General features: G+C 63.4%; 12 protein-coding genes. 11 read left to right on the top strand and 1 reads right to left on the bottom strand.

What is annotated here, in order from left to right; genetic code table 11:
- The first annotated feature begins 127 nt into the window (after positions 1 to 127).
- The 11 genes from PGC08_RS16610 (at position 128) to PGC08_RS16560 (ending at position 11,346) form a co-directional block, all read left to right on the top strand.
- Positions 128 to 1,207, top strand: a complete 1,080-nt coding sequence (locus PGC08_RS16610; protein WP_271708925.1) for an ABC transporter permease — start codon at positions 128 to 130, stop codon at positions 1,205 to 1,207.
- On the top strand, positions 1,207 to 2,175 hold the full coding sequence (locus PGC08_RS16605; RefSeq protein WP_271708924.1) for an ABC transporter permease: 969 nt from the start codon (positions 1,207 to 1,209) through the stop codon (positions 2,173 to 2,175). Before PGC08_RS16610 ends, PGC08_RS16605 begins: the two co-directional genes overlap by 1 nt.
- The gene (locus PGC08_RS16600) at positions 2,175 to 3,830 is read left to right on the top strand and encodes an ATP-binding cassette domain-containing protein (protein ID WP_271708923.1); all 1,656 of its coding nucleotides are present in this window, start codon (positions 2,175 to 2,177) and stop codon (positions 3,828 to 3,830) included. The genes PGC08_RS16605 and PGC08_RS16600 overlap by 1 nt, the downstream gene beginning before the upstream one ends.
- Positions 3,823 to 4,977, top strand: a complete 1,155-nt coding sequence (locus PGC08_RS16595) for a S66 peptidase family protein (protein WP_271708922.1) — start codon at positions 3,823 to 3,825, stop codon at positions 4,975 to 4,977. The genes PGC08_RS16600 and PGC08_RS16595 overlap by 8 nt, the downstream gene beginning before the upstream one ends.
- Before the next feature lie 58 nt (positions 4,978 to 5,035).
- Complete coding sequence (locus PGC08_RS16590; protein WP_271708921.1) at positions 5,036 to 5,854, top strand: serine hydrolase; 819 nt, start codon at positions 5,036 to 5,038, stop codon at positions 5,852 to 5,854.
- An 81-nt stretch (positions 5,855 to 5,935) separates the two neighbouring features.
- The gene (locus PGC08_RS16585; RefSeq protein ID WP_271708920.1) at positions 5,936 to 6,250 is read left to right on the top strand and encodes a DUF3870 domain-containing protein; all 315 of its coding nucleotides are present in this window, start codon (positions 5,936 to 5,938) and stop codon (positions 6,248 to 6,250) included.
- Between the two features lie 153 nt (positions 6,251 to 6,403).
- On the top strand, positions 6,404 to 7,555 hold the full coding sequence (locus tag PGC08_RS16580) for a DUF819 family protein (RefSeq protein ID WP_271708919.1): 1,152 nt from the start codon (positions 6,404 to 6,406) through the stop codon (positions 7,553 to 7,555).
- 79 nt (positions 7,556 to 7,634) lie between these two features.
- Positions 7,635 to 8,723, top strand: a complete 1,089-nt coding sequence (locus tag PGC08_RS16575) for a dipeptidase (protein ID WP_271708918.1) — start codon at positions 7,635 to 7,637, stop codon at positions 8,721 to 8,723.
- Entirely contained in the window at positions 8,720 to 9,430 is a 711-nt protein-coding gene (locus PGC08_RS16570) for a type 1 glutamine amidotransferase (protein ID WP_271708917.1), read from the top strand. Before PGC08_RS16575 ends, PGC08_RS16570 begins: the two co-directional genes overlap by 4 nt.
- Positions 9,431 to 9,470: 40 nt before the next feature.
- Entirely contained in the window at positions 9,471 to 10,901 is a 1,431-nt protein-coding gene (locus PGC08_RS16565; protein ID WP_271708916.1) for an APC family permease, read from the top strand.
- A gap of 49 nt (positions 10,902 to 10,950) precedes the next feature.
- The gene (locus tag PGC08_RS16560) at positions 10,951 to 11,346 is read left to right on the top strand and encodes a universal stress protein (protein WP_009883663.1); all 396 of its coding nucleotides are present in this window, start codon (positions 10,951 to 10,953) and stop codon (positions 11,344 to 11,346) included.
- 19 nt (positions 11,347 to 11,365) lie between these two features.
- Here the strand turns inward: PGC08_RS16560 and PGC08_RS16555 are convergent, their stop codons facing one another.
- Positions 11,366 to 12,340 carry an NAD(P)/FAD-dependent oxidoreductase gene (locus tag PGC08_RS16555; RefSeq protein ID WP_271708915.1) on the bottom strand — a complete coding sequence of 325 codons (975 nt, stop codon included), beginning with the start codon at positions 12,338 to 12,340 and terminating at the stop codon, positions 11,366 to 11,368.
- Positions 12,341 to 12,657 lie beyond the last annotated feature (317 nt).

Genomic DNA, 12,657 nt, shown 5'->3' with positions numbered 1-12,657 from the left:
ATGGACCAACGTCCATCGTCGTGAGCGTCGTGACCACGACGCTCACCGACGATGGTGCTTCGCATCGCAACTGGCCCGAGGCTGTCCCGACATCACACGCTTCCCCTGCACGACCAGGAGTATCCCAGTGACAACACCGACGCATGACCTCCCGACTCCGGAAGGCGGTCCCGACCCCGGTGGCACCGGCATCGCTGGCGGTCCCAGCCGCGACATGGACGAACCACCCAAGGGCGGATCGTTCCTGGGCTACCTTCTGCGCAAACTCGGCGGCGCCCTGACTTCGATGATCCTCGTCATCGTCCTCGGCTTCTTCGCATTCCGCATGCTGCCCGGCGACCCCGTGCTCAAGATCGCCAAAGAACGGCCCATGAGCCCGGCACAGATCGCCGAGCTGCGCAGCCAGTACGGTCTGGACAAACCCGTGATCGTCCAGTTCTGGGACTATCTGGTCGGCATCTTCACCGGCGACTTCGGCGAAAGCTACGTCTACCGCAAGCCCGTGGCCTCACTCATCGTCGAGTACCTGGGTCCCACACTCCTGCTCACTGCCACCGCGGCCATCCTCTCGATCGGCTTGGGGCTGTGGCTCGGACAGCTCTCCGGCTGGCGTCGCAACTCCGTCTTCGACAAGATCATGTCCTCGACCTCTCTGGTCTTCTGGTCGGTACCCACCTTCTGGCTGGGCCTCATCCTGCTCATGATCTTCGGCGGTACTCTCCAGTGGCTGCCCACCGGAGGCATGATCACGCCCGGACTGGACCCCTGGTCATTCGCCGGGATGGTCGATATTGTCAAGCACCTGATCCTGCCGGTCATCACCATGGTGGCCGTCGTGTACGCGCAGTACCTCATGGTCATGCGCGCCTCACTCATAGAGGAGATGAGCGAGGACTACCTGACGACCGCACGCGCCAAGGGTCTGACCGAGGACGAAGTGCGCAGGAAGCACGCCGTGCCCAACGCACTGCTGCCCACGGTCACCGTCGTCTTCATGCACATCGGCGGGCTCATCGCCGGAGCAGTCACCGTCGAGGCCGTGTTCTCCTGGCCCGGTCTGGGCAAGCTGACGTTCGAGGCGATCAGCGGACCCGACCTGCCGCTGCTGCAGGGCACATTCGTCGTGTTCTCAGGCATTATCATCGTCATGAACCTGGCAGCGGACATCGTGTACCGCTTCCTGGATCCACGAGTCAGGAGGGCCTGATGAGTACGAACGACCCCACCACAACCTCAGGTGGCGCCGCCAACCCCAGCACAACCTCGGCGAGGCAGTCTCCCGTCCTGGACGGGACGAAACTCGTCCGCGAACGCCGACTCAACAACGCGAAGAAGAACTGGGCCATGTTCCGGGCCGACATCCCCGCGATGATCGGCGCCTTCGTGTTGCTCTTCTTCATCCTCATCGCGATCTTCGCGCCCCTCATCGCACCGGTCTCCATGCTCGATGTGACGAAGCAGCTCGACGTGCCCCGCTACGCCCCGCCGAGCCTGGAACACCCCTTGGGCACCGACGACCTGGGCCGCGAACTCTGGGTCCGCATCCTCTGGGGAGCACGCGTGTCCATCCTCGTGGGCGTCGCCGCGACCGTGATGTCGATGGTCATCGGCACCATCATGGGCCTAGCCGGCGGACACTTCTCAGGCCTCTTCGGCGCCGTCGTCATGCGCATCATCGACTTCTTCATCGTCCTGCCGTCCCTGCTGCTTGCGATCGTCCTGTCCTCGGTCCTCGAGCGCGGAGTGTTCACGATCGTCATCGCCATCGGCATCACCTCCTGGGCATCGACGGCACGCATCGTGCGGTCCCAGACCTTGAGTGTGGAGTCCCGGCTCTATATCGAAAGAGCGCGCATTCTCGGCGCCGGACATAGCCACATCCTGTTTAAGCACATGCTGCCTGCCGTGATGCCGCTGGTGCTGGCGAACACCACGCTGACGGTCGGCAGCGCGATCATCGCCGAATCCACCCTGTCCTTCCTGGGCCTGGGAGATACGAGCAAGGAATCTTGGGGCACGATCCTGAAGAACTCCATGGACATCTCCGCCGCGACCTCGGGCTACTGGTGGTACGTCCTGGCCCCTGGTATCGCGATCGTGCTCGTGGTGATCGCCTTCACGATGGTCGGACGCGCGTTCGAAGCCATCATCAATCCAGCCCTGAGGAGCCGCTGATGACCGATCTCAGCTTCAAGCAGGTCACAATCACCTACCGTTCTTCCGCAGCTCGCGGTGATGTCACCGCGGTCAGCGACATCAGTCTTGACCTGCCGACAGGATCAACCCTGGGCATTGCGGGGGAGTCGGGGTCTGGCAAGTCCACGCTGATCATGTCGGCGCTGCGCCTGCTGCCCAAGTCCGCGCAGATCGACGGGCAGGTCCTCCTGGGCGGGAAGGACATCAAGGACCTCACCTTCGGCCAGATCCGCGCCGTGCGCTGGGGCCAAGCCTCGATCGTGTTCCAAGGAGCCCTGCATTCGCTCAACCCCGTCCGCGAGGTGGGCGGGCAGATCATCGAGGCGCTCGAACATCATGACAAGGGCACCTGGACGACACCGTCCAAACGGCGGGACCGGATGTTCGAACTCCTCAACGAGGTCGACCTCGACAAGAGCAAGGCCGTGGCCTATCCGCACGAGCTCTCCGGCGGGCAGAAGCAGCGGATCATGATCGCCATGGCCCTGGCCTGCGAGCCCGACATCATCATCGCCGACGAACCGACCACCGCCCTCGACGTCATCGTGCAGAAGCAGATTCTCGTGGGCCTGGCGAAGCTCGTGGCCGAACGCGGAATCTCGCTGCTCATGATCAGCCACGACCTCGCCGTGCTCTCCGCGGTGTGTGAGAACCTCGCGATCATGCGCCACGGCAAACTCGTCGAATACGGTCCCAGCGACCAGGTGTGTCTGGCCCCGGCCGAGGCCTACACGCAGCAGCTGGCCGGCGCGTTCCCGCAGATCGGAGACGCTGAGTCGCGGATGAATCCGCGAACCCTCAAGCCCGCCGAGGTGCGCCGGGCCCAGCCGTACACGATGACCGATGAGGTGGTCCTCGAGGCCAAGAACCTCAACGTCTCCTTCAACAACCGGCAGGGGAGGGAGCGAGCCGTGCGCGACGTCGACCTGTCGCTGCACAAGGCGGAGATCCTCGCCGTCGTCGGCCAGTCCGGGTCGGGGAAGACGACCCTGGCCAGGTCGCTGCTCGGTCTGCAGGTAGTGGATCCGGGATCGCGGCTGGAGTTCGCAGGCAAGGCGCTGCCGACGAAGGCGAAGGCCCTGCGCACCTTCCGCCGGCAGGTGCAGATGATCCTCCAGGATCCCTCGGGGTCGCTCAACCCGAAGCGCAGCGTCTACGAGGCCGTCGTCGAGGGACTGCGTGTGCAGAAGCTCACCGACGGCGAATACCACCGGGTCATCGGCGCGCTCGAAGCCGCCGAGCTGACGCCAGCGGCCGACTACCTCGAGTCGATCCCGCAGGAGCTCTCCGGTGGACAGCGACAGAGGGTCGTCATCGCCGGAGCGCTCGCCTTGGACCCACAGGTGCTCATCGCCGATGAGCCGGTCGCCTCCCTCGATGCCTCCGTGCGCGGAGAGATCCTGTCCCTGTTCCTGGCGCTGAAGAAGAACCTGGGTATGAGTGCCCTCATCATCACCCACGACCTCGGTTTGGCGTGGAACATCGCCGATACCGTGGCCGTGATGAAGAAGGGTGAGATCGTCGAGTACGGCGATGTCGACACCGTGCTGGCGAACCCGCAGCACGCCTACACGCAGGAACTCCTCGCCGCAGTTCCCCGATTGGGAAGTCAGAGTCTGGTCACACATGAATAGTCCCACCACAGACCCTTCGGGTGCCTCGGGCGCTTCGGGCGCTGAGAGCACGCTCGCGGGCGCCAACCCGTACCTTGAGACCGCGCCGCTTCAGGCCGGCGACACCGTTCGCCTCATCGCGCCCTCGGGCCCGACAGATGAGGAATCCCTGCTGCGGGCGATCGGGCAGCTCGAATCCTGGGGGCTGCGCGTGGTTGTCGGCGACAACGTTCGCGCTCGCCACCCCCGAGTGAAGTACCTGGCAGGAACCGACGAGCAGCGCCGGGCCGACCTCGTCGACGCCTGGTGCGATCCGGATGCCGCCGCGGTCATCGCCTTGCGGGGCGGGTTCGGGGCGATGCGACTGCTTGACGGAATCGACTTCGACCTCATGCGCAGGCATGCCCTGCGCCGAGACGGGCGACCCAAGCTGCTCACCGGCTCCTCGGACATCACCGCCCTGCACCAGGCCTGGGACCACCACCTGCAGGTGGCGACGCTGTTCTGCCCGATGGTCGGCAACGATCCGTTCAAGAACTCCTCAGTCGTCCCCGCCGAGGTGGCCACCTGGCTGTTCGAACCCTGGGGCGGCCGCGAACTCGGGTTCCCCGCGGGCGACAACGGGGCTGCCGGTGAAGAGTGGTCGATTTCTGCTGACAATCAGGTCGGGAATCAGCACAAATCGACCACCCCAGCGGCTGACCCAGCGGCGTCTCGGCCGCTCAGCCGGGCGCGAACTCTGGTTCCGGGGACGGCGAAGGGCCGCCTCGGCGGGGGAAACCTCAGTCTGGTCGCGGCCGGGATGGGCAGTCCGGAACTGGCCGGGGTGCGCGAGCTGCGTGAACGCCTCGGGCCCTCGATCCTCATGCTCGAAGACGTCGACGAGGAGCTCTACCGCCTCGACAACCTGCTCGTACAGCTTGTTCGCGGCGGCTGGTTCGACTCGGCAGACGCCGTGGTGCTGGGCTCATGGCAGGACTGCGCCGAGATAGACGAGGTCGAGGCCCTGGTCATGGACTACCTCGGCGATCTGGGCATTCCGATCGTGTCTGAGATGGGCTTCGGTCATGACCCGGATGCGCCGAGCACGCCGCTGGGTGTCGCCGTCACTCTTGAGGCTCAGGCACAGGGCAGACCGCGCATGTGGGTGGACCGCGCGTGTGGGTAGACGCGAGGTGAGAGGACTGTGATGCTGGGAGATGTCGCTGGAGGAGAGGAATTCGAAGATGAATGAGGACGAGAACATGGGCAACGTGGACTTCGACCGGCTGCCGGGAGTGCGCTTCAGCGCCCTGGCCTTCGACGTGGACAGCGGCGAACGCGTGTTCGCCCACCATGAGAACGATGAACTCGACACCGCCAGCATGGGCAAGGTGTTCCTCCTGCACACAGCCCTGCAGATGCACGTCAACGGCAATCTCAACCTGCAGGAGCGTCTGTCTCGTCGGCCCTCGGAACGGGTCGACGAATCCGGGATCTGGTACCTCATGGAGCAGGACGATCTGAGCATCTACGACGTGGCCGTGCTCGTCGGGGCCTTCAGCGACAACTTCGCGACCAATGTGCTCATCCGCCGCATCGGGCTGGAGAACGTCGCCCGCCAGGTCGAGGACCTCGGCTACCGGAACTCCGGCCTCCATGACTTCCTCCGCTGGCCCCGACCGGCCAAAGCGCCGCGCACCCTGTCGACGGGCACCGCGGCCGAGATCAGCGACTTCATGGCCCGGCACGCAAAAGACGAGTTCTGGGACGAGTCGACGAATGAGATCTTCCGCCGCTGGTTGGGAGCCGGCGCGGACACCTCGATGGTCGCCTCGGCGTTCGACCTCGACCCACTGGCCCACTACAACTATCAGCGCGACGTATGGGTCTGGAACAAGACCGGCACGAACGGCACCATCAGGGCCGACGCTGGAATCGCAATGACACCGACCAGGCGAGTCGCCTACGCTGTATTCGCAAACTGGGAGAAGGACACGGACCGGGTCGTCGACGTCATGCCGATCATGCGCGAAGCGGGGGAGGCGATTCACCGATTCCTCTGAGAAACCGGACATCGATCAGCATTCAATCGGCTCGAGTATACGCACGCTCACACGCCGTTCCTCGAGTATCGTTGATGTCCTATGACCTCCTCGATCTACCTCACCGGCGAAGCGAAAGCACCGTCGAACAACCCGATCATGGCACAGTACGGATTGTTCTACATCGCCTTCGAGATCGAGGCGGAGACACATAGAGTCCTCGATGTCGACTGCTCGGCGACGTTGGCCCTGACAAGGAAGTTCATCAGGGGCCTGTTCATCGACGCAGACATCAGGGACACCGGTCGACTCACGGATTCGATCACAGCCAGATACCACGGGTCCTCCCAGAAGGCGCTCATCGTTGCGGTGAACAACGCAGCGAAGAAGTACCACGAGCTCCCAACCTCTAGCTGAGACGCCTCCTCGACCACCAAGATTGCCCGGGTCCCCACCGGACCGGATCCAATCGACAACCGCACATGGCTTCACCGCGCACTGCGCCTGCACCTCGAGGAAATGACCGAGGGCAGCGCGACGCGGTCCAATCCACCTGAAGGAGTGTCGTTTGTGATCACGGACGGTTTTCTATTCATCAGCCTGCTGCTGGCGATTTCGGCGGCTCTCATCGTCGCCGACCGCAGCGGGAAATTCAAAGTATTCAAGTATGTCCCCGGGTTCGTCTTCCTCTACATCGTGGCGGCCCTGCTCAACACCGTCGGCATGTTCGACCACGACGCGATCGACAGCGTCGGCGACGGGTTGCAGGACGCGCTGCTGCCCGCGATGATCCTGCTCCTGCTGTTCAAATGCGATGTGCGCCAGATCATCCGGCTCGGACCGAAACTGCTGCTGACCTTCGTAGTGACGGCCGCGAGCATCATCGTCGGCTTCGTCGTCGCCTACCTGATCGTGCATTCGGCTTTGGCCCCCGAATCATGGAAAGCACTCGGTGCGCTCAATGCGTCATGGACCGGCGGTTCGGCGAATATGGTCGCCGTTCAGAACATCCTGGAGGCCCCGGAGGACATCTTCGGCTATGTGCTCATCGTCGACACCGTCCTCTACTCCTTCTGGCTGCTTCTCATCTTCTCTTCGGTCGCAGTCTCCGATAAGTTCAACAGATGGACGAAGGCAGACACCTCGAAATTCGACTTCGCCGATCGGGTGACCGACGAAGAAGAGAAGCCGATGACCCTGTCCTCCATCATCGGTCTGCTGGGCTTCGCCCTGCTCGTCTCCGCCCTGGCCGCCAGAGCGGGCGAGATGCTGCCGGAATTGGGTACGGTGATCAATGCCTCGGCCTGGACGATCCTCATCGTGAGCATCCTTGGCCTGGTCATCGGGTCGACACGGTGGGGGCGGGCCGCGGGTTCGAATCAGCTCGCGACCATCATGCTCTACCTCATCATCGGCATCATCGCCTCCGGATCCGACTTCACCTCGCTGGCCGAAGCCCCGATCTATCTGGTCGCCGGTGTGATCGTGCTCCTCGTCCACATCGTCATCATGCTCGTCTATGCGAAGCTGACGAAGACCGAACTGTTCAGCATCGCCGTAGCCAGCACCGCGAACATCGGGGGAATCGCCTCGGCGCCGGTGGTCGCGGGTGCCTTCAACCGTCAGCTGGTGCCAGTGGGTGTGCTCTTCGCACTCATCGGAACGTTCTCCGGAACCTTCCTCGGGCTGTGGTCGGCGCAGCTGATGTCGGGCATCGGATGATGAAACTGATTCCGATCCTGAGACCACACAGGCTTCCACCCAACTCACCGACGATCATCCGAACTGAAGGAGCACACTCATGACATACGACGTCTTCGACGGACACAACGACCTCGCCTGGTACCTGCGGGAGGAACGCGACTACAGCACAGAGGGTCTCAACGACCCGAGCGTCTCGCCCTTCACCACGATGGATCAGCTGCGCGCCGGGCATGTCGCCGCGCAGTACTGGTCGGTCTACGTCCACTCCTCGATCACCGGCGCCGAGGCGATCAAGGCCACCTGGGAACAGATCGACGCCGTGCAGCGCGTCGTCACGAGTTATCCCGAACGGCTCCAGTTCGCCCGCACCGCCGCCGAGGTGGTCGCCGCCCGAGACGCCGGAAAGGTGGCCTCGCTCATGGGCGTCGAAGGAGGCCAGCAGATCGACGAATCACTGGCCGTGCTCCGCTCCTATGCGCGCGCCGGATCCCGCTACATGACCCTGACCTGGTCGACGACACACTCCTGGGCAGACTCCGCGACGGATGAACCGCAGCACGGGGGCCTCAGCGAATTCGGCCGCGAGGTCGTGGCGGAGATGAACCGGATCGGCATGATCGTCGACCTCTCCCACGTCGCACCCAGCGTCATGCACCAGTCCCTGGACATCTCAACCCTCCCGGTGATCTTCAGCCACTCCTGCGCCTTCGGGCTCAACCCGCATCCGCGCAACATCCCCGACGACGTCCTCGACCGAGTGCCCGGAAACGGGGGAGTGGCGATGATGACTTTCGTTCCCTCCTTCGTCTCGAACGCACGTCGCGAATGGGTGGACGCCGGAGAGCACGGCACCGCCCCCGAGGTGAGTGTTGCCGATGTCGCCGATCACTGCGATTACGTACGTGAGCGGATCGGAATCGACCACATCGGCCTCGGCGGCGACATCTGCGGTGTCGATGAGCTGCCGACCGGCCTCGGCGACGCGGGACAGTATCCAGTGCTGTTCGAGGAGCTGGCCGGTCGCGGGTGGTCGGAGACTGATCTGCGCAAGCTCGGCTTCGACAACGCGATGCGGGTTCTGGAAGCACATGAGGAGGCATACGTGCGGTTCCTGGGCACGTCGGCGGGTACGGAAGAGTCGGCGGGTACGGCCGGCTCGGCCACCTCGGCGGGGGAGCGCGCATGACTCGTCTCCTCGTCATCGTCAATCACATCGAATCCCAGCCCGGGCTGCTCACGCAGTGGATGATCAGCGAGAACATCGAGTTCGACCTGCGCATTGGCGGGGTGTCCCGACTTCCAGAGCCGAGCGCGCTGAGTGACTATGACGGACTCATCATGCTCGGCGGTGGGTACATGCCCGATGAGACCGATCGCGCGCCGTGGCTGGACGCCGAGGCGCGACTGTCACGGCATGCGTTGGAAACGGACCTGCCGCAGTTCGGCATCTGCCTGGGCGGGCAGCTCATCGCACACGTCATCGGCGGCGATGTGCGGGCACGGACCGGCGCGCCCGAGAAGGGGTACACCTGGATCGATATGACCGAGGAAGCGAGCCAGGACCCAGTGTTCTCCGCGATCGGGAGGTCTGCTTCCTTCGTTGAGAGCCACGTCGACCGGATCGTCGATCTGCCGCCGGAAGCAACCCTGTTGGCGACCAGCACCGCCTGCCGGTTTCAGGCGTTTCGGTTCGGCAATGCGTGGGGCACACAGTTCCATCCGGAATCGTCGGGACAGAACATTCGCAACTGGGACGCGCAAAAACTGCAAGAATTGGGTTTTAATAAGGAGACCCTGTTGGAACAGGCAGAGGAACGCAGCGAGGACAGTCAGCGGGACGCGAAGGCGCTCCTGACGGCATTCTTCGACGTGGTCCGCAACCGAGACACGTGATCGCGAGGCGGCGATTGCGGGCGAACACGGAGGCACCATCGTGAGTCACAGCGAGAACACAACCAAGACAGGCCCGGGGGCAGAGCAGCAGCCGGAGACCCTGAAACGGGTCATGGGGCCCAAACTTCTGCTCCTCTTCATCGTCGGAGACATCCTGGGCACCGGCGTCTACGCGCTGACAGGCAAGGTCGCCGGGCAGGTGGGAGGCGCCGGCTGGGTACCGGTCATCCTCGCCTTCAGCATCGCCGCGATCACGGCATTCTCCTACATGGAGCTCGTCACCAAGTACCCGCACGCCGCTGGTGCCGCGCTCTACACGCACAAGGCATTCGGGGTTCACTTCGTCACCTTCCTCGTCGCCTTCGCCGTCCTCAGCTCCGGAATCACCTCGGCGTCAACTGCGTCGACGGTGTTTGCGGAGAACATGGCTGCCGGCTTCGGCTGGGACCTCCCTGTCAAGGCCACGATGTGGATCGCAGTCGGGTTCCTCGCGCTTGTCGCGGCGATCAACCTCCGCGGAGTGAGTGAGAGCGTGTGGTTCAACGTGGTCCTGACCACGATCGAGCTCACCGGCCTGCTGTTGGTCATTCTCGTCGGGTTCTTCGCCCTCGGTTCGGGCAGCGCCGACTTCTCACGGGTGATGATCTTCGAGACCGCCGACGACAAGAGCATCTTCCTGGCGGTCACCGCGGCCACCTCGCTGGCGTTCTTCTCGATGGTCGGATTCGAAGACTCTGTGAACATGGTCGAGGAGACCAAGGACCCACAGGTCTTCCCGAAGATCATGCTCAGTGGTCTGACGATCACCGGCATCATCTACGTGCTGGTGTCGATCGTGGCCGTCGCCGCCGTACCTATCGGTGTGCTCAAGGAGAGCAAGACGCCGTTGCTCGAAGTCTTCGAAGCCGGTGCTCCGGGCCTGCCGATCGACGAGATCTTCCCGTTCCTGACCATGTTCGCGGTCGCGAACACGGCACTGATCAACATGCTCATGGCCAGCCGCCTGCTGTACGGGATGTCGAAGCAGAACGTGCTGCCACCGGTGTTCGCCAAGGTTCTCAAGGGGCGCCGCTCGCCCTGGGTGTCGATCCTCTTCACCACCCTCATCGCCTTCGTTCTCATCATCGCCGTCTCCACCTTCCTGCCGGAGACCGTGATCGCCTCCCTGGGCGGAACCACGTCGCTGCTGCTTCTGGCCGTCTTCGCAGTCGTCAATTGCGCGGTCCTCGTGCTGCGCAAGAAGACGGTCGAGCACAAGCACTTCCGCGCCCCCACCTTCCTGCCGTGGCTGGGCGTCTTCACCTGCTTGTTCCTCGTCGGGCCGTGGGCCCGACTCGATGACCTCATCCAGTACCAGATCGCGGTGGCGCTGATCGGCATCGGCGTCGTCCTGTGGGCGGTCACCTGGTTCTGGAACCGGTCAGTCAAGGGTGCGAGCACCAAGTTCCGCAATCCCGAGGAGCTCACATGATCGCGGGATGCTCCAAGATTCAGTCAGTCTCAACAAGTGAAGGTGAAAAATGACCATCATCGTGGGATACGTCAACAATCCAGCAGGCCATGCCGCACTCGACAAGGGGATCTCAGAGGCGAAGAAGGACGGCCTGGAACTGGTCGTCGTCAACGCTTCCCGATCATCAGATCGCAGCGATGCCTACCGCCTCGGCGAGGGTGAGATCAGGTCGGTCCAGGACTATCTGTCGCGCTCCGGTGTGCAGGGACGAGTGCTGACGCGGGGCAGTGAGTACGATCCCGCGGAACAGATTCTCGATGCTGCCGCCGAGGTGGGGGCTGAGCTGATCGTGCTCGGGACCAGAAAGCGGACCCCAGTTGGGAAATTCCTCCTGGGATCAACGATCCAACGAGTCATCCTCGAAGCCGTGTGCCCCGTCCTCTGTGTAAAGGCTAGTCGCTGAACGCGTCATGATGGTGGTCTCATGAGGGGACTGAACTCATGATGAACTCGGCGTTGATCTGCGCACCGACCAGGACACCGCTGGTCGCGCTCGCCACCACCATGGCCGAGATGTCGGCGCTGTTTCCCACCGCCCAGACGCCGGGCACATCGGTGGCTCCGGTCGCCTCGGCGGGAATGGATGAGCCCATGCCCGACGGATGGTCGGCGACGGTTCCGCCGAGCTGTTCGTAGATTTCGCTGTTCGCGCGGAAGTAGGGGCCTACGGCTAACGCCCCGACGGTCATGGTCTCGTTCTCTGCAGTCGCCCCAGCCTCATTGCCTCGCGGTGCGGCGCTCGAGGTGTGGCTGCGTAGCGTGACGTCGGTTCCGCTGTCGGTGCGTACTACCGCTTCGACGGCCGCATCGACGTAGGTGATGTCGAGCGATTCGAGCATTCTCGTCTGTGCCTCATCGGGTTCCGGAGCATCGTGGCGTATGAAGGTGACGCGGTCGCTGAGCTGGGAGAACAGCATGGCCTGGTGATAGGACATGGCGGTTGTGCCGATGACGCCGATACGCTCCCCACGCACCTCATAGCCGTGGCAATAGGGGCAGTGAATGACGGTTTCGCCCCACCCGTCCGAGAGCCCGGGGATATCGGGAAGCACATCGGTGAGGCCGGTCGCGATGACGACTCGCTTCGCCTCGATGGAGACACCGAACGAAGTCTCGAGGATGAAGCCCACTGCCTCGGATTCCTGGGTCACTTGCTGCGTGTGCTCAGCACTGACGACTGTGGCGTCGACGAACCGGACGCCATATTCCTCAGCCTCTCGACGTCCCTTGGCCACGAGCTCGAGGGGATTGATTCCTTCTTGGCCGAGGACGTTGTGCGCGTGCGCGCTCGGCGCATTGCGTGGCGAGCCTGCGTCGATGACGACGACACTGCGCAATGACCGAGCCAAAACGATCGACGCGGCCAGACCACCGGCGCCACCACCGATCACGGCCACCTCGGCGATGAGAGTATTCGGGTCCTGACGGTCATGGGGATTCTGTTGGACTTGTGGGTGCTGTTGATTCTGGGGGCCCTTTAGATTCTGGAGGTGCTGTTGGTTTTGGGGAGTATCAGTGACGAGAGGGTCTGACATGGCGGTCCTTCTGCTGTGGGGCAAGGATTCGGGTACCTCAGAAGTCTGATCTGAAGTGCGTCAGTGGCGCAAGCAATTTTGCCGGATTGGCAAAATAGAACCGATCACTGCCTCTGAACTAGAGCGTGGTGCAGGGTGAATACGCCGAGGTGTGGGGTTGTTCCGCTGAGCGACACAGA

Source organism: Brevibacterium sp. BDJS002 (assembly GCF_028201555.1).
Taxonomy (GTDB): Bacteria; Actinomycetota; Actinomycetes; order Actinomycetales; family Brevibacteriaceae; genus Brevibacterium; species Brevibacterium aurantiacum.
This window is presented reverse-complemented; position numbering and strand designations above follow the sequence as displayed.